Genomic DNA, 18,020 nt, shown 5'->3' with positions numbered 1-18,020 from the left:
GCGCTCGTCCTGTGCGCGCTGTTCCTGCAGATTAACCCGTTCGCCATCTGTGCGATGGCCGCGCTGATCGTGCTGCATGAGATCACGGTCTACATCGACCTGAGGTATGCGTCCACAACCCGTGTTATCACGCCAAAGAACAGATGGTGCATAGCGTGCTCGAGATGGCGCCTGTCGTGGGCTTTGCCATCGTCTGCCTCGCTCATCCGGGCACGCTTGCTTCACTCGTTGACGGCAAAGGCAGCTTTTTGCCCCTATACCGTGAGCCCCCGCTGCAGTCGCTGACAGTTGCGACGGTGCTCCTTCTATGCGCGCTCTTCGGCGCCGCGCCTTATGCGATCGAACTGGCGGCGTCCATCCGCGTTCGCGAGAGCGCGCAAGAGCGCGAGCGGCGCAATAGCGCTTCGTCGAGCAGATACAGATAACCTGTGGGTCCGGAATCCGGAGAAGGCGGAGCCTGTGATCGACAGTCTCGCCGCGATTCACGGCGCCGTGTCGCCGTCGGATGAATAATCCCCACTTGGAGGTGCGGACAAAAACTTGGACTACCTGGAGGTAGTTCATGTTCTCATACGAAGATCGCATTCGAGCGGTTCGACTGTACTTGAAGCTGGGCAGGCGCCTCGGAGCAACCATCCGGCAGTTGGGCTACCCGACCAAGAATTCTCTCAAAGCCTGGCATCGCGAATACGACCAGTGCCATGATCTACGGGCTGGTTATGCCCGTTTGAGGCCGAGGTATTCGGCTGAACAGAAAGAGGTGGCGGTTGATCATTATTTGAGTCATGACCGCTGTGCTGCCGCCACGTTGAGGGCTTTGGGTTATCCGAGTCGCGAAACGCTTGCGGGCTGGATCGAAGAACTGTGTCCTGAAATCAGGAAACGTATTGTTGGCCGAGCGGTTGATAGCGTCCCAAAATCACAAAAGGTGAAGCAGGCAGCAGTCATTGAACTGTGCACCAGAGAGCAAAGCGCTCGCGTGGTTGCCGAGAAAGCCGGTGTGAGCCGGCCAACGTTGTATAACTGGAAGAATCAGTTACTCGGTCGAGTGGTTCCAGCATCTATGAAACGCAAAACGAAGCCAGCGTCGGACCATGAGCGTGTGGAGCTGGAACAACAGGTCGAATCGCTTCGACGCGACATCCGACAGCTGAAGCTTGAGCACGATATTCTGCTCAGGCGCGATAGGTGCGACTACGCCTTCGGGCGATGAGCATGTCGGCGTGGTGCACGGTAGCGCGTTGGGCGTGGAGAACCATGTGCGCATCGCGTATGCTGTTCCGATGCCCACGCTGCGCAACGCGTGCTGGCGCATCGAGACCGCGTGTGCGGTGTTGACACCCGCTGTCGCCGCGGTCTGAAGCGCCTAAGCACCAGACGCCATGCCCGCGGCACGTGTGCCGTGCGCGGGTCTTTCTTTTTATCGGATGGCCTTACATGCTCTATCTGATCGAAGACGCTACCCCCGAGCCGGCGCGATTCGGCGCCCTTCCCGCGCTGTTCGCCCGGACTTTGAATGCCGACCTCCGCTGCGCAGGCGCCCACTTCGACGAACAGCGGTTTCCCGACGCGCATCAGCACGTCACAGCGGATGGACGGTTAGTCGCGAGCGGTCTGATCTGGCGCACGCGCACGGGCCTACCCGACACTGCCGAACCATGCCATGAGATTTTTGCGCTCGCGCGCACGCGCGATATCGTGCTCCTCGTGCAATCGTTCGATGCGTTTCCTACGCAATGCGCCGAAGACGTGGAGATGTTGCGCGTCGTTCATGAAGCCGATAGCGCACAGCTCGTCGAAGATGGTTCGGGCGTGGTTTTGCAAGCGCATCGGGATCGCTATGGAAGATGGCGATCCCCGGAAGAAGCCGCATCGCGCGCGGGCGGGCCGTCGATAACGGTTGCGCTGATAGGCCGTGAGTGCGACCAGCATCAGCAATACCCCGCGACGCTTGCCGCCCTCGGTGACGCCGCCGATGCGCTCGGCTTCGATCTTGACGTGCGCTTCATCGCGGCACAGGACATCGACCGCGACAACGCAGAAACCTTGCTCGCCGATGCACACGGCATTCTGTTGCCGGGCGGCGCGGACATAGCGCACGTGGCGGGACAGATCGAGGCCGCGCGTTTCGGCTGGCTGACGGCGGTTCCAGTCGTGGGGTTGTCTCTCGGCATGCAGTCAATGGCGACGGCCATCGCGCGGCTCGTGTTGAAGAGCGATGAGATCGGCATGAAGGAAGCGCAGCCCGATGCGCGCGTCGCCAGCTTCGAGCCGATTCATGTTGGCGAGGATGGCGTGTTGTTGCATCGCTCAGGCTTGCGGCCGATAAACCTAGTGCCGGGATCGCGTATTGCGGCCATGCTCGGCGCGCAGGCGAGCATTCTCTGCAATCATCGCTACAGGCTCAATCCGGCGCTCGAAGCGCCGCTCGCGACGCTCGGCGTGACCGTCAGCGCGCACGACGAGAACGGCTCGATCGCCGATGCCATCGAGGCCGATAAGCATCCGTTCTTTGCGGGCATGCAGGGGCATCCCGAGTTGTCCTCGCGTGATGGCGCGCCCCATCCCTTGCTGATTGCCTTTCTAAATGCGGCGGCGCGCCGTTCATAAGCGTATGCGCCCGCTTCGAAAGCGGGCGCATACGCAAAAGCTCAAACTTAGCTGATCGCCGACGCGAACAACGCGGCATCGACTTTCCCGCCCGATGCCACGATCAACACACGGGCGTTCTTGATTCCCGTGCAGACGGCTCACGGCGGAATGACCTCGACAGTGGAGCCCAACGCAGAGCGTCATCCCCCGGTGTCGGAAGCCGCTGCATAGCCGATAGTGCTTTCGGCCGGAGACGCCGCCGAAGGCGCGATGGCGTGGGAGTACGGCCGCCGCGTAGAGTCGTTGCTGGAAGGCCGCGCGTTCGCGGCTAGGTTCAAGAAGCACTTCGGCGCGGATACGCGTATTGCCGATATTGCCAACCCGTAGTAAATTAGTGGCAATGTCGTCAAGCGGAGGTCGTCATGATCGTGGATGAAGGTTCGCCGATCGAAGGGCCCGATAATCGGTCTGTCCATTTCAGCGTTCAGTTGCCCGAGGGCGTCGATCTTGCGGTCGCTGAATCGTTTCAGGCGAGCTTCGAGAAGGCGGCCAGACTCATGTTTTCGAGTCCCCACGCGAGCCGCGAGATGTTGGCGCGGGCAGATGAGATCGTGCGTCTGGTCACGCATCTCGTCGAGCCTTCGGATGATTTGCTTTTCGAGCGGCAACATCGTGCAGAAACGATCCGTTCCGTGTTTGCGGCGGGAGAATGGCTCACGTCCGAACAGATCAACTCCCTGCAGCAGACGCCTCCGAGCAGCAAATCTCAGCCAGCCAGTGACTGGAAGCGCCGCGGTCGGATTTTTAGCGTGAACGTGAACGGACGCGAGTATTTCGCGGGCTACCAGTTCGATGCCCTGTGTCAGCCGCTGCCCATCATTCGAGAAATTCTCACCGAATTGGGACCGGTCGCCGATATGTGGAAAATCGCGGCGTGGTTTCATGCACCGAACGGCTGGATTGCGGAGCAAAGCTCTAGCAGTGATACACCTAGGCCAGTGGCGCCAAAGGATGCGCTCGATCGACCGGATGAGGTTTTGGCAGCGGCTCGTCGCAATCGCAGGAGCTTCATCGCGTGAACTGGGTTCCGACACCAGGTCCGGCCGAAGCGTTTGTTGTAGAAGAAATCGACCAGGATGAAGTACGCGAGTGGTATCACGTCTACTCGATCGATCCGCACGCAAACATGGCATTTAGTTTTTCCGAGGGCTGGGGCGACACCCGGTTCGCCCCGCTCGCCCTCCCCGATTCCACTCCTGTTCATACGTACTATGCCGCGAGTACGTTCAACTGCGCGATCATGGAGTCGATCTTTCACGACGTATCATTGGAACCGCCCGGCAGCTTCGAGCTCGACAAGCTAGGTAGCTATCGGATCGCCCGGATATCATTCGACTATCCGATTCCGTGCGTGACGTTTCATAGTCCCTATTTGCTCGCCTTGGGACTGGACCGTCATCGCTTGATCGAGAGTCTGCCCGCCTTCTACGCGCAGACCCGACGCTGGGCACAAGCAGCGTTCGACCAACGGCCCGACGCGCAAGGTATTGCGTACGGTTCGCGCCGTCACGACGCCGGCCGCTGCATTATGCTTTTCGGACAGCGGCTTTCCAGCTACCCAGATCGGCCGTTTCGCGTCGTTGAGCATGCCTCGCTCGCGGAACCTCCACTGCGAAGCAGGATCATCAAGCTCGCCGCGAGTTTGAAAATCGGCATTGTTTGAAACCTCTCGGCTGAACGAGGCCAGCGCGAGCATAGCCTCATGTGATCGCCCTCCCCAAAGGCGCTCGCCGCTTCCTGCACCCTTGGCGGGCTACATGATCTAACCCCACTTTACATGCCGCTCAGTGTTTCCGCCTAACCCCGGCGCCCTTCGAAAACCTTTAAATTCGGAATTGCTGCCAAATTGATGCGAGATGTGATGTTTGATGCAGTAGGCCCATAATTGGCTTACGGCATGATCACTTGCAGAACCTATGCGAACGACCCTTGATATCGACGACGACGTGATGGCGGTCGTACGCGCCCGCGCCGAGCGCGACCACGTTTCGAGCGGTCGCGTTCTGTCGACGCTCGCACGGGCGGCGCTGCAGCCGGGAGCCACCACACCAACGGTGCGCAATGGACTGCCCGTCCTGGCGAACACGCGCGCCGCGCCCCCGGCAACGCTCAATCTCGTCAATCAGTTGCGCGACAAGACGCCCTGATGGCCTATCTGCTTGACGTCGACGTAGTGATCGCACTACTCGACGCTGGCCATGTTCAGCATAGGCCGTGCACGCATGGTTTGGCCAGGTCGGGCACCCGGCTTGGACAAGCTGTCTGCTGACCGAAACCGCCTGCTGAGCAGCATCGGCAATCCGCGTTACCCCAACACGGTCGAGACGCCGGCAGCTGCCGCACCACTCATCGCGCAGTTGCGGGCGCATCCCAGCCGCCGGTTTTGCGGCTGACGACGTGAGCCTGCTCGATGCACAACACGTCGATGCGAGCCGAATCCTGCGACCGATCAGGTGACCGATGTCTACCTGCTCGCGCTCCCGCGCGCGCATCGTGGCACGCTCGCGACCTTCGATCGCCGGCTCCTCGTCGACGCGGTGCCAGACGGCGCGCGGCACCTCGAATTGATTACATAACGGCTTGCGCCGACGCCTAAGGTGAAAGCGCTTCTTCGTTGTGATGCCGCTGCGGAACGCAATTCAGAGCATTTTATTCGATTAGGATTCGGTGACTCGGCATTCGCAAGCCAGGTCGAACATGAATTGCTCGCGGAGCAGAGGCATTGATAGCCGGCAAGCCCGGCAGTCGATCGCTAAGGAAGGTCTGCATAACTCCCCAACGATGGCCTGAATGAATAACGCTCGAATCCAGCCTTCTTCTACAGCAATTTCCTCTTCCAGCGCACGCGATCGCTCTGTTCGCCGGACTCGTCGACGTCGTGCTGACGCTCAACGCCGGCGCGCGTTACAGCGTCGGCTGGTATGCGGCGCGGGTCGCGTCGATGGGCTGGCGAGCGCCGCGCGCGGCATGCTGGTGTAGAGACGAGCGGCCTCTACCGCAACCCGAGCGAAGCGCACCGGGCGGCTCAAGGAGTCGGCGGCGCGCGACGGCCTCACGTCGCTCTTCAACCGCGCCTGTTTCGACGAACGCTCTCCGCGCGAATTCGCGATGACCGCCGCCTCGGGTCAGCCCCTCACGCTGCTCCTGATCGACGTCGATCACTTCAAGCGCTACAACGACACCTTCGGCTATCAGGCAGGCGACGACTGCCTGCGGCGCGTCGCGTGCCAACTCGCCGTCACGCTGCGGCGTCAGAGCGACTTCGTCCCGCGGTACGGCGGCGAGGGATTCGTCGCCGTGCTGCCGGGCTGCGACCGCCCGGCGGGACGCGCGATCGCCGAGTCGATGCGCCGCGCCGTCGTCGCGATGAAGCTGCGCGGGCCGCTCGACGAAGTGTCGCTCGTGACCATTTCGATCGGCTGCGCGTCTTCGACTGCGCGCACGCCGGCGGGACCGGCCGCGCTCGTCGCGCTCGCGGACGCTGCGCTCTATCGCGCGAAGGCGCTCGGCCGGAACTGCGTCGAGGAAGCGGACGAAGGCGCGTCGCACGGCATCGCCCGGGCGCAAGCGACGAAGCGGCCCAGCCGACGGGCGCCAGCAAGCCTTTAAAAAACTCCCCGTGGTTTACCCTTTCCCCGCTTGACATGCCGCAAGCCTGCGCTGGATACTTTGTCCGTACAAACAACCAAGAGATACAGGAGGCAGGAATGATGCAGGCACAGGAACTGGGCAGCCAGCGTTACCGCGCGAGCTACGGCCGCTATCTGGAGGATTTCACGGTCGGCGACATCTACGAACATCGGCCAGGGCGCACGATCACCGAGTCGGACAACATCCAGTTCTCGCTCCTGACCATGAACTTCCACCCGATGCACTGCGACGCCGCGCACGCCGCCAAAAGCGAGTTCGGCCGTCTGCTGGTGAACAGCGGCCTCACGGTGGCGATCGTGCTCGGCATGTCGGTCAACGATGTCAGCGGCAAGGCGATCGCTAACCTCGGCTGGAAGGAGATCAAACTGACCGGGCCGGTTTTCTGCGGCGATACGCTTTATGCGGAATCGGAAGTGCTGGAAAAGCGCGAATCGAAGTCGCGTCCGACGCAGGGCATCGTCACCGTCCATACCCGCGCGTTCAAGCAGGACGGCGCGCCGGTGATGGATTTCGTGCGCACGGCGCTGATCGCGAAACGCGGCTACGGCACGGGCGACTGAGCGCAGGCATCCGCCGGCACGACGCTCGCAACGGACCCCGACCCGGCACAGAAACGGGCTGCGATTCGATCCCCTCTCACAGCATTGGAGACATCTGTGAACCAAAACGTAAGCGCAGGCGCGCGGCTAGACAGACTGCCGATGGCGCGCTTTCACTGGAAGATCCTCGGCCTGATCGGCGCCGGCGCGGCACTCGATGCATTCGACGTGTATCTCGCCGCCGGCGTCTCCGCTGCGATGGTGAAGCAAGGCTTCTCGACGCTGCAGCTGAACGGCATCTTCGTCTCGGCGGGCTTCTTCGGCATGCTGATCGGCGCGGGCTTTTCGGGCTATCTCGGCGACCGCTTCGGACGCCGTTCCTCGTATCAGATCAACCTCGCGCTCTTCGGCCTCACGTCGATCGCGGCGGCCTTCGCGCCGTCGATCTATTGGCTGATCGGACTGCGCTTCGTGATGGGCATCGGACTCGGCGCGGAACTCGTGGTCGCGGCGGGCACGCTCTGCGAATTCATCCCGCCCGCGCATCGCGGACGCTGGACCGCGCTCCTCGCGCTGATGATCAACTCGGGCCTGCTCATCGCGACCAGCGTCGGCTATGTCGTGATCCCCGCGCTCGGCTGGCGCTGGATGTTTGGCATCGCGGGCATCGGCGCGGTGGTCGTCTGGGTGCTGCGCCATTCGATGCCGGAATCGCCGCGCTGGCTGGAATCGGTCGGGCGCCTGAAGGAAGCGGAAGACACCGTGAGCGCGATCGAGCGCGAAGTCGAAGCGCAGCGCGGGCCGCTTCCGCCCTGCTCGCGCACGCAGAATCTCGAAGTGCCGCCGCAGCCGTTTCGCGCCCTGCTGCGCCGGGGCATGATCGGACGCACGGTCACGGCGGCGCTCACGGTGATCGCGGTGAACGTGGCGGTGTACGGCTTCGTCGCGTGGCTGCCGACGTTCTTCGTCCGCGAAGGACGCGACGTCGTGACCTCGCTCGGCTTTACGCTCCTGATGTCCTTCGGCGCACCGGCGGGCGCCCTGCTCGGCTTCTTCTGCGCGGACCGGCTCGGACGGGCGAAGGGTCTCGTCGCCTTCAGCCTCGCGACGATCGTGCTCGGCTTCATCTATCCGCACATGGTCGCGAACGCGGCGATCGCCTGCGTCGGCTTCACGCTCGTCACGTGCATCTACGTGGTCGTGACGCTCGGCCTCTTCAGCTACGTGCCCGAACTCTTCCCGACGGCGCTGCGCCTGCGCGGCACCGGTACGGCGGGCGTGTGCGGACGGCTCGCCTCGATCATCACGTCGTACGGCGCGGTGCTGCTCTACGCACAGTTCGGCGTGCTGGGCGTGCTCTTGATGGTGTCGGGCGTGCTGCTTCTGCTCGTCATCGCGATCCTCACGCTCGGCGTCGATGCCAATCAATATTCCCTCGAAGCGGTTTCGCCCGACACGGTGATCCTCGACGAACCGTTCGGGCTTCAAAACGGAGACGTAGCACGATGAACGCACGCAACGACACGCCCCGCATCTCGACCCGCCTCGCCGGCTTCGCGCTGGACCTGACCGTCGACGCCATTCCGTCGGCGGTCCGCGAGCGGGCCAAGCATCTGATCCTCGACGGCATCGGTCTCGCCTTCGCGACCACCGCCTTCGGCTACGCGGACATCACGCTCGCCGCGATGCGCGAACTGGGCACGGGCCCGTCGACGGTGTTCGGCAAGTCGGGCAGGCTCGCCCTGCGCGATGCGATGCTCGCCAACGGCCTGCTCGTGCACGGCCTCGACTTCGACGACACGCACTCGCGCGGCGTGATCCATTCGACCGCGAGCGCCCTGCCGTGCGCCTTCGGCCTGGCCGAGCGCGAAGGCGCGAGCGGCGCGCAGATGCTCGCCGCCTACATCGCCGCGATGGAAGTCTCGACGCGCGTCGGCGCCGTCGCGCAAGGCGGCTTTCACAAGGTCGGCTTTCATCCGACGGGGCTCGTCGGCGCGTTCGGCTGTGCGCTCGCGGCATCGAAACTGATGGGGCTTTCGAAGCACGCCGCCGTCGAGGCGCAAGGCATCGTGCTCTCGATGGCGTCGGGCAGCATGGAGTTCCTCGAAGACGGCGCGTGGACCAAGCGCCTGCATCCGGGCTGGGCCGCCGCGAGCGCGACCACCGCCGCAACGCTCGCGAAGCACGGCTACATCGGCCCGGGAGCCGCCTACGAAGGCCGCTACGGACTCTACGCGCTGTATCTGTCCGACCACGCGACACCCGATCTGTCGATCGCGACCGCCGGCCTCGGCGACACGTGGGAAATCGAGCAGGTCGCGTTGAAGCCGATTCCCGCGTGCCACTTCACGCACGCATCGTCCGATGCCGCCATCGCGCTTCATCGCGAGCACCGTCTCGCCGGCGATGCGATCGAAAAGGTCGTCGTCCGCGTACCGGGTCCGGTCGTCGAAGTGGTGTGCGAGCCGGTCGCGAACAAGAAGCGCCCGGCCAACAGCTACGACGCGCAGTTCAGCATCCCGTACATCGTCGCGACCGGCTTGCTGAAAGGCCGCTTCACGCTCGACGACCTCGATGCAGGCGCCCTCGCCGATCCCGCCGTGCTCGCGCTCGCGCAGCGCGTCGAATACGAAGTCGATCCGGAGTCGACGTTCCCGCGCCACTACACGGGCGAGGTGATCGTGACGACGCGCGACGGTCGCCGCCTCGCGCATCGCGAAGCGATCAACCGCGGTTCGTCGGACCGGCCGATGACCAACCAAGGCATCGTCGAAAAGTTCTACGACAACGCGCAGCGCGTGGTGTCGCGCGATCGCGCCGATCAGATTCGCGAAGCCGTGCTCGGGCTCGAACGCGCGAGCGTCGAGCAACTCGCCGGCATCCTGCGTCAGCCCGCTTAAGGAGAGGTTCATATGGCAACCATCGAAACAGATCACGCGCAGGAAGCGCAGGAAAACGAGGCGCTGATCCTCGACATGCTGGACCGCTTCCTGAAGACCGAAGTCAAACCGTACGTGCACGCGCTCGAAGCCGCCGACGAGTATCCGCACGAGATCGTCGAGAAGATGAAGGAGATGGGTCTCTTCGGCTGCCTGATCGCGCCGGAATACGGCGGCCTCGGCCTTTCCACCTCGACCTACGCGAAGATCATCGACCGCATGTCGGCGGTGTGGATGTCGGTGAGCGGCATCATCAATTCGCACGTCATCATGGCGATGACCGTACAGCGCAACGGCACCGAGGAACAGAAACGCGAGTACCTGCCGCGCATGGCGACGGGTGAACTGCGCGGCGGCATCGGCTTGACCGAACCTGACTGCGGCACCGACCTGCAAGCGATCCGCACGACGGCGCGCCGCGAAGGCGAAGAGTACGTGGTCAACGGCAACAAGACCTGGATCACCAACAGCATGTACGGCAACACGCTCGCGCTTCTGGTCAAGACCGACCCGAAGGCCGAGCCGCGCCATCGCGGCATGAGTCTGCTCTTGATCGAGAAAGGACCGGGCTTCGAAGTGAGCCGCAAGCTGCCGAAGCTCGGCTACAAGGGCATCGACACGTGCGAACTGACGTTCACCGATTTTCGCGTGCCGGTTTCGCGGTTGATCGGCGGTGTAGAGGGACGCGGCTTCAAGCAGATCCTGAACGGCCTCGAACTCGGGCGCATCAACGTGGCGGCGCGCGGCGTCGGCATCGCGCAGGCGGCGCTCGATGAAGCCGTGTCGTACTCGCAGCAGCGCAAGACCTTCGGCAAGCCGATCTGCGAGCATCAGGCGATCGCGCTCAAGCTCGGCGAAATGGCGACGCGCGTCCAGGCCGCGCGCCTGCTCACCGACGCCGCCGCCCGCGCCTTCGATCGCGGCGAGCGCTGCGATATGGAAGCGGGCATGGCGAAGTATTTCGCCACGGAAGCCGGCCTCGAAAACAGCATCGAAGCAATGCGTATTCATGGCGCCTATGGCTATTCGAAGGAATTCAACGTCGAGCGTCTCTATCGGGACGCGCCGCTGCTCGTCATCGGCGAAGGCACCAACGAGATGCAGCGCATCATCATCGCCAAGCAACTGATCGAGAGGAACCCCGTATGAGTCTGCCGCTTTCAGGCGTTCGCATCGTCGCCGTCGAGCAATACGGCGCCGGCCCGTTCGCAACCCAGCATCTCGCCGATCTCGGTGCCGAGATCATCAAGATCGAAAACTTCCGCGAAGGCGGCGACGTGGGGCGCCTCGTCGGCCCGCACTTCTTCGGCGAAGGCGACAGCCACTTCTTCGAAGCGTTCAACCGCAACAAGTCGAGCTTCACGCTCGATCTGAAAAAGGAAAACGCGCGCCAGGTGCTGCTCGATCTCGTCGCCACCAGCGATGCCGTCTTCAACAACCTGCGCGGCGATCTGCCCGCGAAGCTCGGCCTCACCTACGAGCAGATGAGCCAGGCGAATCCGGCGATCGTATGCGGCCATCTGTCGGCTTACGGGCGCACCGGCAGCCGTGCTTCGTGGCCCGGCTACGACTACCTGATGCAGGCAGAGGCCGGCTATCTCTCCATGACGGGCGAGCCCGACAGCCCGCCCGCGCGCTTCGGTCTTTCCATCATCGACCTGATGACCGGCACCACGGCCGCGATGGCGCTGCTTGCGGGCATCGTGGAAGCGCGCGCGACCGGCAAGGGACGCGACGTCGACGTGAGCCTCTTCGATGTCGCGCTGCATAACCTCGCCTATGTCGCGACGTGGTATCTGAACGGCGATGTGGTGACCGGGCGCGACCGCCGCTCGTCGCATCCGTCGCTGACGCCGAGCCAGCTGTACAAGACCCAGGACGGCTGGATCTTCCTGATGTGCAACAAGGAAAAGTTCTGGGGCGTGCTCGCAGAGGTGCTCGACAAGCCGTCGTGGATCACCGACGAGCGCTTCTGCAACTTCAAGGCGCGGCTCGCGAATCGCGATGTGCTGGAAAAGGAACTCGACGCCGCGCTCTCGGTTGCGACCACCGAGGAATGGCTCAAGCGCCTCGGCGGCCGCGTGCCCGCCGCGCCGGTGTACGACGTGAAGCAGGCGCTCGACAGCCCGTTCGTCGCGGAACGCGAGGGCGTCGTCGCGGCCGAGCATCCGCAGTTCGGCGCGATTCGCGGTGTCGCGGCGCCGGTGCGCGTGAGCGATCCGCTGCCGAAGCAGGCCGCCCCCGAACTGGGCCGCGACACGGATCGGCTGCTTGCCGAACTCGGTTACGATGCTGGCAGAATCGCCGCGCTTCGTGACCAGGCCGTGGTGCAATGAGGCTCGCATGCAGGATGCAATGAGTCGCGCACAAGAGGTCGACGGACGCGCGCGTCCGTCCACTTCTTCACGTGCAGGCACATCGATGGTCACAGTACTCGGTCAGCAGCCGCGTTACATGCAACTGGCGCAGACACTCGTCAACGAGATCCAGAGCGGGCGTTATCCCGTCGGCTCGACGATCCCGACCGAATTCGAGCTTTGCGAGCAGTTCGGCGCAAGCCGCTCTACAGTGCGCGAAGCGGTCAAGCAGCTCGTGCAGTTGGGCATGGTCGTGCGGCAGCCGGGCGTCGGCACGACGGTCAAGGCGCTCAGGACCGAGGGCGCTTACCGGCAAGTGATGCAGCAACTGAGCGACCTGCAGCGCTATACGGCGGACACGGTGCTCGAAATCCTCTCGAAGGAGACCGAGCCGCTCGACGACCCCGCGGTCTGCGATCTGCTGCGCGCGAATCCCGGCGAGACGTGGCTGCATGTAAAGAGCCTGCGCCGCTCGCCGGGCAGCCCCGATCCGATCTGCCACACCGATGCCTACATTCATCCTGCGTTCCGCTCGCTCGTGATCGACGAGGGCGAGTTGCACACGCCGCTCTTCACGATGATCGAGCGCCAGTTCGGCGAGCAGATCGCAGAAGTGCAGCAGGAGATTCGCGCGATCGCGCTGCCCGCCGACATCGCGCGGCTCATCAACGCAAAGGCGCGCTCGCCCGCGTTGTGGATGTGCCGCCGCTATCTGAACCGGCGCGGCGATGTGGTCGAAGGCGCGATCATCATTCATCCCGCCGACCGCTACAGCTATTCCGAGACGTTCCAGCGCGGCTGGAACTCCGCATGAATTGACGAGGGAACCAGCATGACCTTGCGCAGTTATCTGTTCGTACCCGGCGACCGCCCCGAGCGCTTCGCGAAGGCGCTCGCGAGCGCCGCGCATCAAGTGGTGATCGACCTCGAAGACGCCGTCGCCCCCGACGCCAAGATCGCAGCACGCGAGCAGTTGTCCCAATGGCTGCGTTCGGCGCTGTCCGGCGCGGACCGTCGCCGTGTGATGGTGCGGGTCAATGCGTCCGGCACGCCGTGGCATGCCGACGATGTCGCGATGCTGCACGACTCGCCGGTCCGCAACGTGATGGTGCCGAAGTCCGAATGCCCGGATCAGCTGGGCGACATCGCGTCGCGGCTCGGCGCGGACGCGGCGCTCGTCGCGCTGGTCGAGACGGTGATGGGCGTCGTGCGCATGCGCGAGGTCGCGAAGGCGCAGGCGGTCGCGCGGCTCGCGTTCGGCTCGTTCGACTATTGCGTCGATGCGGGGGTCGAAGGCATGGACCGTGAACTCGATGCGGTGCGCTCGGCCTTCGTGATCGAGTCGCGTTATGCCGGGCTGCCCGCGCCGGTCGATGGCGTGACGCTCGCCATCGACGACGCCGCGCGCATCGCGGAGGACGTCGCGCTTGGCCGCCGCTTCGGCTTCGGCGCGAAGCTGTGCATTCATCCGAAGCAGGTCGATGCCGTGAACCGCGGATACGCGCCGAGCGACGAGGACCGCGCATGGGCCGAACGCGTGCTCGCGCGGCTCGCGGAGAACCCCAAGGGCGCGTTCGCCGTGGACGGCAAGCTCGTCGACAAGCCGGTCATCGACCGTGCGAAGCGCATCGCTGCGGAAACATCCATTCAGGGAGTGTCAGTGTGAAGATTCTTGTACCGGTCAAGCGTGTGGTCGACTACAACGTCAAGGTTCGCGTGAAGTCGGACGGAAGCGGTGTGGATATCGCGAACGTAAAGATGTCGATGAATCCGTTCGATGAAATCGCAGTGGAAGAAGCGGTGCGTCTGCGCGAAGCGGGCATTGCGACTGAAGTCGTGGCCGTGTCGTGCGGCGTGACGCAATGTCAGGAGACGCTGCGCACGGCGATGGCGATCGGTGCGGATCGCGGGATTCTCGTCGAATCGGCTGATGAATTGCAGCCGCTGGCGGTCGCGAAGATTCTCAAGGCGCTGGTCGACAAGGAACAACCTCAGTTGGTGATCCTCGGCAAGCAGGCCATCGACGACGATTCGAATCAGACCGGTCAGATGCTGGCTGCGCTGGCTGGATTGCCGCAAGCGACGTTCGCATCGAAAGTGGTTGTGGCCGATGGCAAAGCGACCGTGTCGCGCGAAGTCGATGGCGGTTCGGAAACGCTTTCGCTCAAGCTGCCCGCAGTCGTCACCACCGACCTGCGCCTGAACGAACCGCGCTATGTCACGCTGCCAAACATCATGAAGGCGAAGAAGAAGCCTTTGGAAACGTTGAAGCCGGCTGATCTCGGCGTCGATGTCGCGCCGCGCCTGAAGACGCTGAAAGTCGCCGAGCCGCCCAAGCGCTCCGCCGGCGTGATGGTGCCGGACGTGAAGACGCTGGTCGAAAAGCTCAAGACCGAAGCCAAAGTGCTCTAAAGGAACGAACATGACGATTCTGGTTATCGCAGAACACGACAACGCGTCGATCAAGGCGGCAACGCTGAACACCGTTGCGGCGGCTTCGAAGATCGGCGGCGATGTTCACGTGCTGGTCGCAGGTTCGAACGCGCAAGCCGCAGCCGATGCCGCCGCGAAAATCGCAGGCGTTTCCAAAGTGCTGCTCGCCGACGCGCCGCAACTCGCCGACGGGCTCGCCGAGAATATCGACGGCACGGTGCTGAATATCGCCAAGGACTATTCGCACATCCTGGCTCCGGCTACGGCATACGGCAAAAACATCGCGCCGCGTATCGCCGCGCATCTGGACGTCGCGCAGATCAGCGACATCACCGCAGTCGACAGCGACGACACTTTCGAGCGTCCGATCTACGCGGGCAACGCCATCGCGACGGTGCAATCGAGCGATCCGATCAAGGTCATCACGGTGCGTTCGACGGGCTTCGATCCGGTGGCAGCCGAAGGCGGCAGCGCAGCGGTCGAGAAGATCGAAGCGGCAGCCGACGCAGGCGTTTCGCAGTTCGTGAGCCGTGAACTCACGAAGCTGGACCGTCCCGAGTTGACGAGCGCGAGCATCATCGTTTCTGGCGGACGCGGCCTGGGCAACGGCGAGAACTACACGAAGGTGCTTGAACCTTTGGCGGACAAGCTCGGCGCGGCACTGGGCGCATCGCGTGCTGCGGTCGATGCGGGCTTCGTCCCGAACGACTATCAAGTCGGGCAGACCGGCAAGATCGTCGCGCCGCAGTTGTATGTGGCAGTCGGTATCTCGGGTGCGATCCAGCATCTGGCCGGCATGAAGGACAGCAAGGTCATCGTCGCGATCAACAAGGATGCTGAAGCGCCGATCTTCGGTGTTGCCGATTATGGCCTCGTCGGCGATCTGTTCACGGTCGTGCCGGAACTCGCGGCCGCATTCTGATCGAGGAGAGGCAGATGGTACTCGCTACGGTCGAGCGCGAACTGCTTCACAGACGACGCGTCGAATTGCGCGGCTACAAGCGCAAGGACGGCCTGTACGACATCGAGGGCCATCTCGTCGATACGAAAACCTACGACCGCGTGTCGCACGGCGTCACCCGCAGCGCAGGCGATCCGATCCACGAAATGTCCCTCTGTCTCACGGTCAGCACCGCTTTCGTGATCGTCGACGCGCGCGCCGAATCTACTGTCGCCCCCTACGAGGGGTTTTGCGAGCGCGTCGCGCCCGACTACCGGAAGCTGATCGGCATGACGATCACGGCCGGATTCATGCGCGAGGTGCGCGGACTGTTCGGCGGCGTGAAGGGCTGCTCGCACCTGACCGAACTGATCGGCGCGGTCGCCACGGCGGCCTTTCAGACCATGAGCGAAGAGATCAACGCGTCGGCCGAGCGGCAGCCGTTTCAACTCGACGGCTGCCACGCGCTGCGCACCGAAGGCGACGCCGTCCGTCTCTTCTATCCGACGTGGTATCGCGGTCCGCACCGGCAAAAAGCCAGTTGAGCGTCGCGAGCGGTTGCAAGCGCACAGTCTTCCGAAGCTCAACCCACCGAACACGCACCGATGAACGACCGGCAGACCGCACCGCCCGAGCAAGCAAGCCTCGGCGCCCAGATCGTGACGCTCGCCTGCACGCTTGCAATCCAGGCCGTCGCCACCGCCGCCACACTCGCGTTTCCGATTCTCGCGCCGGCGATTCCGGGCGTACAGCCGGCCGCGGTCGGCGTGTTCCTCGCCGTGGTCTATTTCGGAGCGATGATCGGCAGCGTGATCGGCAGCGCGGTCGTGACAGGACTCGGTCCTGTACGGGCGTCGCAAGCGGCGCTCCTCCTGCAAGCACTCGCGCTCGCGCTCCTGAGCGTCGACAACCCAAGCCTGAGGCTTCTCGCCGCGCTCCTCTGCGGGCTCGGCTATGGTCCGATCACGCCGGCAAGCTCGCAGATCCTCGCGCGGACCACGCCTGCCGCGCGCATGGGCATCGCGTTCTCGCTCAAGCAGACGGGCGTGCCGCTCGGCGGATTGCTCACCGGCGCGGCGCTGCCGTTCATTGCGACATTCTTTTCGTGGCAGACCGGCCTTGGCGGGCTCGCCGTGCTCGCGGCGGCCGTCTCGCTCGTCAGCAGCCCGCTTCGCACACTCGACGCCGAAGCGACCGGGCGCCTCGTCATCTCGAAGACCTGGTACCGGCCGATCGCCGAGGTCCTCGCGCATCCGCAACTGCGCTCGATGGCCGTCGTCTCGTTGCTGTTCTCCGCGTGCCAGTTGTCCGTGAGCGGTTACCTGATGGCGTTCCTGCATCGCGAAGCCGGCATGGGGCTCGCGCAGGCCGGCGTGATCTACGCCGTCGCGCAGGGCGCGGGCATTGCCGGACGATTGCTGTGGGGCCATCTCGCCGATCGCATCGGCTCGTCGCGGCGGGTTCTGATGGCCGTCTGCGTGCTCATGGCGCTGAGTTGCGTGGCGACGGGTTCGTTCGCCACGCACTGGGGCATCGAGGCGCTGTGTGTCGTTTCCGCGGTGTTCGGCGCGACGGCGATCGGATGGAACGGCGTGTTCCTCGGCGAACTGGCACGGCTCGCGCCGCGCGGCGCGGTTGCATCCGTCACCGGCGGCGCGCTGTTCTTCACGTATTTCGGCGTGGTCGCGGGCCCGCCCGCCTTCGGCTATCTCGCTGAACGCACCAGTAGTCTCGGGTTCGCCTATGTTGCGCTCGGCGTCGTGCCCTGCATCGCGCTCGCGCTGCTGTGCCTGCCGGATCGTCAGATGCGACGGCGCGCGGTCGAAGCCGGAAAGCCAGTGAACGGGCCGGGCGACGGTCAGCGCCGGTCGAGCGAGTAACGGCCCGCACCCGTGACGCACAGCAGGAGCAGGCCGCCCATGATGCTCACGTTTTTGTAGAAGTTGACTAATGTTCGCCATGCGTTCGCCGTCTGCATCGTCCAGAACGGATGGCCGATCAGCAGTCCAGATGGAAGTGTGCGTGGAAAGCATTTGGTTCCCGCTTCTTGTCGTGCTGTACTGGCAAGCGCTGGGCCCAGCGGACATTAGCGGCCACCCCCGGAACGGCAAATCACAATGTCATGCGCGCCATCGGCAGGCACCGGTCGGGACGCTAGCCCAGCTATTTCTTCGGCGACGCGATTTCGGACAATCCCAACAGGCGCCACCTCCAAAAGTGCGTCAAGGCGGCGAGTGGCGGCTTCTGCCAGGAGTGCTGGCGCTCGGGCGCCGCGTTCGCTTCGTCTCAGTCGCTGCTCACTGTTTCGCTGCTCGGTGATATCCGAAAACAGGATGGCTACTTGGCTCGGTTTAGACGGGTCCAGGCAAAATGCGTGCACATCGTACCAACGGTCGTATAAGTGCGCGGCGGCGGCAAGGTCAGCTGTTGCGGCCGCGCTTGTGCGCGGCGACGAGAAGCGCTTGATTCAAGTGCTGGCCGATCTGCTTGCCAACGCCGCAAAATACAC

18 protein-coding genes and 4 pseudogenes are annotated in these 18,020 nt (G+C 63.9%); 20 read left to right on the top strand and 2 right to left on the bottom strand.

From position 1 onward, the window contains the following. Together QCE48_RS17225 and QCE48_RS17220 are read left to right on the top strand one after the other, a co-directional pair. Nucleotides 1–285, top strand: a pseudogene (locus QCE48_RS17225) (hypothetical protein); the annotation flags it as partial. A gap of 277 nt (nucleotides 286–562) precedes the next feature. After that, nucleotides 563–1,174: pseudogene (locus QCE48_RS17220) on the top strand (transposase); the annotation flags it as partial. Nucleotides 1,175–1,638: 464 nt separating this feature from the next. Here QCE48_RS17220 and QCE48_RS17215 read toward each other — a convergent pair. Further along, the gene (locus tag QCE48_RS17215; protein ID WP_309788991.1) at nucleotides 1,639–2,100 is read right to left on the bottom strand and encodes a hypothetical protein; all 462 of its coding nucleotides are present in this window, start codon (nucleotides 2,098–2,100) and stop codon (nucleotides 1,639–1,641) included. On the opposite strand from QCE48_RS17215, the gene QCE48_RS17210 reads away from it, so the two are divergent. The 18 genes and pseudogenes from QCE48_RS17210 (at nucleotide 1,999) to QCE48_RS17125 (ending at nucleotide 17,391) form a co-directional block, all read left to right on the top strand. After that, entirely contained in the window at nucleotides 1,999–2,610 is a 612-nt protein-coding gene (locus QCE48_RS17210; RefSeq protein WP_309788961.1) for a glutamine amidotransferase-related protein, read from the top strand. The genes QCE48_RS17215 and QCE48_RS17210 overlap by 102 nt on opposite strands. Before the next feature lie 228 nt (nucleotides 2,611–2,838). Continuing rightward, nucleotides 2,839–2,949, top strand: a pseudogene (locus tag QCE48_RS17205) (branched-chain amino acid ABC transporter substrate-binding protein); the annotation flags it as partial. Between the two features lie 65 nt (nucleotides 2,950–3,014). Beyond that, a complete protein-coding gene (locus tag QCE48_RS17200; RefSeq protein WP_309788661.1) occupies nucleotides 3,015–3,671 on the top strand; it encodes a hypothetical protein in 657 nt (218 codons plus the stop codon). After that, nucleotides 3,668–4,315: an RES family NAD+ phosphorylase gene (locus QCE48_RS17195; protein ID WP_309788660.1), complete on the top strand. Its 648-nt coding sequence runs from the start codon at nucleotides 3,668–3,670 to the stop codon at nucleotides 4,313–4,315. Before QCE48_RS17200 ends, QCE48_RS17195 begins: the two co-directional genes overlap by 4 nt. A gap of 253 nt (nucleotides 4,316–4,568) precedes the next feature. After that, entirely contained in the window at nucleotides 4,569–4,799 is a 231-nt protein-coding gene (locus QCE48_RS17190) for a CopG family transcriptional regulator (RefSeq protein ID WP_309788659.1), read from the top strand. A gap of 306 nt (nucleotides 4,800–5,105) precedes the next feature. Continuing rightward, complete coding sequence (locus tag QCE48_RS17185) at nucleotides 5,106–5,228, top strand: hypothetical protein (RefSeq protein WP_309788658.1); 123 nt, start codon at nucleotides 5,106–5,108, stop codon at nucleotides 5,226–5,228. Nucleotides 5,229–5,691: 463 nt separating this feature from the next. After that, nucleotides 5,692–6,261, top strand: a pseudogene (locus QCE48_RS17180) (GGDEF domain-containing protein); the annotation flags it as partial. Between the two features lie 98 nt (nucleotides 6,262–6,359). Continuing rightward, nucleotides 6,360–6,863: a MaoC family dehydratase gene (locus tag QCE48_RS17175; RefSeq protein WP_309788657.1), complete on the top strand. Its 504-nt coding sequence runs from the start codon at nucleotides 6,360–6,362 to the stop codon at nucleotides 6,861–6,863. A gap of 141 nt (nucleotides 6,864–7,004) precedes the next feature. Continuing rightward, nucleotides 7,005–8,351, top strand: coding sequence for an MFS transporter (locus tag QCE48_RS17170; protein WP_404983514.1), 1,347 nt, complete (start codon nucleotides 7,005–7,007; stop codon nucleotides 8,349–8,351). Continuing rightward, nucleotides 8,348–9,742 carry an MmgE/PrpD family protein gene (locus tag QCE48_RS17165; protein ID WP_309788655.1) on the top strand — a complete coding sequence of 465 codons (1,395 nt, stop codon included), beginning with the start codon at nucleotides 8,348–8,350 and terminating at the stop codon, nucleotides 9,740–9,742. Before QCE48_RS17170 ends, QCE48_RS17165 begins: the two co-directional genes overlap by 4 nt. Before the next feature lie 12 nt (nucleotides 9,743–9,754). After that, nucleotides 9,755–10,930: an acyl-CoA dehydrogenase family protein gene (locus tag QCE48_RS17160; RefSeq protein ID WP_309788654.1), complete on the top strand. Its 1,176-nt coding sequence runs from the start codon at nucleotides 9,755–9,757 to the stop codon at nucleotides 10,928–10,930. Further along, nucleotides 10,927–12,117, top strand: a complete 1,191-nt coding sequence (locus QCE48_RS17155) for a CoA transferase (protein ID WP_309788653.1) — start codon at nucleotides 10,927–10,929, stop codon at nucleotides 12,115–12,117. Before QCE48_RS17160 ends, QCE48_RS17155 begins: the two co-directional genes overlap by 4 nt. Nucleotides 12,118–12,202: 85 nt before the next feature. Continuing rightward, nucleotides 12,203–12,952 carry a GntR family transcriptional regulator gene (locus QCE48_RS17150; RefSeq protein WP_062639881.1) on the top strand — a complete coding sequence of 250 codons (750 nt, stop codon included), beginning with the start codon at nucleotides 12,203–12,205 and terminating at the stop codon, nucleotides 12,950–12,952. Between the two features lie 18 nt (nucleotides 12,953–12,970). Beyond that, nucleotides 12,971–13,804 carry a CoA ester lyase gene (locus QCE48_RS17145; protein WP_309788652.1) on the top strand — a complete coding sequence of 278 codons (834 nt, stop codon included), beginning with the start codon at nucleotides 12,971–12,973 and terminating at the stop codon, nucleotides 13,802–13,804. Further along, nucleotides 13,801–14,550 (top strand): electron transfer flavoprotein subunit beta/FixA family protein, encoded by a 750-nt coding sequence (locus QCE48_RS17140; RefSeq protein ID WP_309788651.1) that lies wholly within the window; start codon nucleotides 13,801–13,803, stop codon nucleotides 14,548–14,550. Before QCE48_RS17145 ends, QCE48_RS17140 begins: the two co-directional genes overlap by 4 nt. A gap of 10 nt (nucleotides 14,551–14,560) precedes the next feature. Continuing rightward, nucleotides 14,561–15,493 carry an FAD-binding protein gene (locus QCE48_RS17135; RefSeq protein ID WP_309788650.1) on the top strand — a complete coding sequence of 311 codons (933 nt, stop codon included), beginning with the start codon at nucleotides 14,561–14,563 and terminating at the stop codon, nucleotides 15,491–15,493. A gap of 14 nt (nucleotides 15,494–15,507) precedes the next feature. Continuing rightward, nucleotides 15,508–16,056 (top strand): DUF2889 domain-containing protein, encoded by a 549-nt coding sequence (locus QCE48_RS17130; protein ID WP_309788649.1) that lies wholly within the window; start codon nucleotides 15,508–15,510, stop codon nucleotides 16,054–16,056. Nucleotides 16,057–16,116: 60 nt separating this feature from the next. Then, on the top strand, nucleotides 16,117–17,391 hold the full coding sequence (locus QCE48_RS17125; RefSeq protein ID WP_309788648.1) for an MFS transporter: 1,275 nt from the start codon (nucleotides 16,117–16,119) through the stop codon (nucleotides 17,389–17,391). Here QCE48_RS17125 and QCE48_RS17120 read toward each other — a convergent pair. After that, nucleotides 17,370–17,489 (bottom strand): DoxX family protein, encoded by a 120-nt coding sequence (locus tag QCE48_RS17120; protein ID WP_309788647.1) that lies wholly within the window; start codon nucleotides 17,487–17,489, stop codon nucleotides 17,370–17,372. The genes QCE48_RS17125 and QCE48_RS17120 overlap by 22 nt on opposite strands. Nucleotides 17,490–18,020 lie beyond the last annotated feature (531 nt).

Origin of the sequence: Caballeronia sp. LZ024 (genome assembly GCF_031451455.1) — a bacterium.
GTDB classification, from domain to species: Bacteria; Pseudomonadota; Gammaproteobacteria; order Burkholderiales; family Burkholderiaceae; genus Caballeronia; species Caballeronia telluris.
Note: the sequence above shows the minus strand (reverse complement) of the source record. Positions and strands in the feature narration are given on the sequence as shown.

Coding starts and splice junctions, on each gene's coding strand:
- QCE48_RS17130 (WP_309788649.1), top strand. CDS start 15,508: ATGGTACTCGCTACGGTCGAGCGCGAACTGCTTCACAGACGACGCGTC.
- QCE48_RS17200 (WP_309788661.1), top strand. CDS start 3,015: ATGATCGTGGATGAAGGTTCGCCGATCGAAGGGCCCGATAATCGGTCT.
- QCE48_RS17155 (WP_309788653.1), top strand. CDS start 10,927: ATGAGTCTGCCGCTTTCAGGCGTTCGCATCGTCGCCGTCGAGCAATAC.
- QCE48_RS17135 (WP_309788650.1), top strand. CDS start 14,561: ATGACGATTCTGGTTATCGCAGAACACGACAACGCGTCGATCAAGGCG.
- QCE48_RS17190 (WP_309788659.1), top strand. CDS start 4,569: ATGCGAACGACCCTTGATATCGACGACGACGTGATGGCGGTCGTACGC.
- QCE48_RS17170 (WP_404983514.1), top strand. CDS start 7,005: ATGGCGCGCTTTCACTGGAAGATCCTCGGCCTGATCGGCGCCGGCGCG.
- QCE48_RS17150 (WP_062639881.1), top strand. CDS start 12,203: ATGGTCACAGTACTCGGTCAGCAGCCGCGTTACATGCAACTGGCGCAG.
- QCE48_RS17125 (WP_309788648.1), top strand. CDS start 16,117: ATGAACGACCGGCAGACCGCACCGCCCGAGCAAGCAAGCCTCGGCGCC.
- QCE48_RS17120 (WP_309788647.1), bottom strand. CDS start 17,489: ATGCAGACGGCGAACGCATGGCGAACATTAGTCAACTTCTACAAAAAC.
- QCE48_RS17145 (WP_309788652.1), top strand. CDS start 12,971: ATGACCTTGCGCAGTTATCTGTTCGTACCCGGCGACCGCCCCGAGCGC.
- QCE48_RS17165 (WP_309788655.1), top strand. CDS start 8,348: ATGAACGCACGCAACGACACGCCCCGCATCTCGACCCGCCTCGCCGGC.
- QCE48_RS17160 (WP_309788654.1), top strand. CDS start 9,755: ATGGCAACCATCGAAACAGATCACGCGCAGGAAGCGCAGGAAAACGAG.
- QCE48_RS17175 (WP_309788657.1), top strand. CDS start 6,360: ATGATGCAGGCACAGGAACTGGGCAGCCAGCGTTACCGCGCGAGCTAC.